Genomic DNA, 1,770 nt, shown 5'->3' with positions numbered 1-1,770 from the left:
AATACGCGATCGTGGTTGTGCCGGGAGCGAGTACGTCGCGCAGGCGGATGCGCGCGGCAATCTTGCGCGGAGCTGTTCCCCAGTCGTCTTCCATTGGCAGGCCATAAGTCTGGCCGTCGATGCGCATCTCCCAGAGATGGTAGTCGAACCATCCCATCGCGGCCTGGGCGATGTCGTGCAGGACCTTGAGAGTGACCGAGGTCGGCACTTCGACCAAGCGCCAGATCGGCGGATCGCTGTCCTCAAGCTCGATGCGCAGCGTTGCGATCTGCAGGAAACTGTCGATGGCTGTGGGCCTGTCTGTCGATCGGGCGGTCATGCCACCTGCGATAGCACTCCGGGCCGGACTTGCCAGTTCCAGGGAAGCAGTTCGTCGATCCGGTTGACGGGATGCTCGGCGATGCGTGCGAGGACGTCGGTCAGCCAGGCTTGCGGATCGACGTCGTTGAGCCGGGCGGTCTGGATCAGCGAGTAGAGCACGGCGGCGCGCTGTCCGCCGCGATCGGAGCCGCAGAACAACCATGCCTTGCGCCCGAGGGGCACGCAGCGCAGCGCCCGCTCGGCCGCGTTGTTCGTGAGGCAGATCCGGCCATCTTCCAGGAAGCGGGTGAAGGCCCCCCAGCGCCGGAGCATGTAGTTTATCGCCTTGGCCAGATCGTGGCTGCGCGAGAGCTTCGCGAGTTGGGCGGTGAGCCAGGCGTGCAGATCCGCCATCAGCGGTGCGCTGAGGTCCTGCCGGACGGCGACACGCTCTTCGGGCGCCTTGCCATTGATGTCACGCTCGATCTCGAACAGGGCATCAAGGCGCTGCACGGCTTCCAGCGCGATCGGATAGATCATGCCGGTACGCTCACCGCGGCTCTTCCTGCGCGCGGCGGCCTCGACGTCAGCCAGTTCGAAGAACTTGCGCCGCGCGTGCGCAAAGCAGCCGGCCTCGATCACGGGCGCAGGCTGGCGGCCGGAAGCGTAGAGCTCGTTGTAGCCGCCATAGGCATCGGCCTGCAGAATCCCTGCCCAGGACGCCAGGTGCGCCCGAGGATGCTCGCCGCGCCGGTCGCGGGAATAGTGGAACAGGGCTGCAGGCGGATCGCTGCCGGCAAAGGGCCGGTCATCGCGGACGTAGACCCACAGGCGCGCGGTATCGGTCTTGCCCTTGGCCAGGACCGGCACGGTCGTATCGTCGCCATGCAGCCGCCGGGCGGCCAGGACATGGGCCTCGATCCTTAGATAGAGCGGCATCAGGGCGAAGCTCGCCGCGCCCACCTGGTCGGCCAGCGTCGAGGTGCTGAGCGCAACGCCTTCGCGGGCGAAGCGCTCGGCCTGGCGGTTGAGGGGCTGGTGCTGGCCATACTTCTCGAACAGGAGCATGGCGAGGAAACTGGGCCCAGCCCATCCGCGCGGCACGACATGGAACGGCGCCGGAGGCTGCGTGATCGTCTCGCAATCCCGACAGGAGAACTTCTCGCGGACCGTCTGGATCACCTTCCACTGGCGCGGGATCACTTCGAGCGTCTCGGTCACGTCCTCGCCCAGCTTCGACAGGCGCGCGCCGCCGCAGGACGGGCACGAACACGGTGCGGGAATGACGACGCGCTCGCGCGGGAGATGTTCGGGGAACGGCTTGCGGCTTGGCCGCTTGCGCGCGAAGGCGGCGACGTCGGCTGTCTTCGCTGCGGCGACTTCGGCGACCAGATCATCCTCGCAGGCATCGGCCTCGAGGTCTTCCAGCTGAAGCTCAAGCTGGTCGAGAAGCCGACGGCTGCGCTCGGC

The 1,770-nt window shown here is 67.1% G+C and carries 2 protein-coding genes; both read right to left on the bottom strand.

Annotated elements, in window-relative coordinates:
* Window positions 1-319 (bottom strand): plasmid pRiA4b ORF-3 family protein (locus NN5_RS24580; RefSeq protein ID WP_169801059.1); only part of this gene is annotated, 319 nt, incomplete at its 3' end.
* Window positions 316-1,770, bottom strand: a 1,455-nt coding sequence (gene tnpC, locus NN5_RS24575) for an IS66 family transposase (protein ID WP_067739323.1), incomplete at its 5' end; no start/stop codon positions are given. The genes NN5_RS24580 and tnpC, both read right to left, overlap by 4 nt.

It is taken from the genome of Novosphingobium naphthalenivorans NBRC 102051 (genome assembly GCF_001590985.1).
In the GTDB taxonomy this organism is placed as follows: domain Bacteria; phylum Pseudomonadota; class Alphaproteobacteria; order Sphingomonadales; family Sphingomonadaceae; genus Novosphingobium; species Novosphingobium naphthalenivorans.
This window is presented reverse-complemented; position numbering and strand designations above follow the sequence as displayed.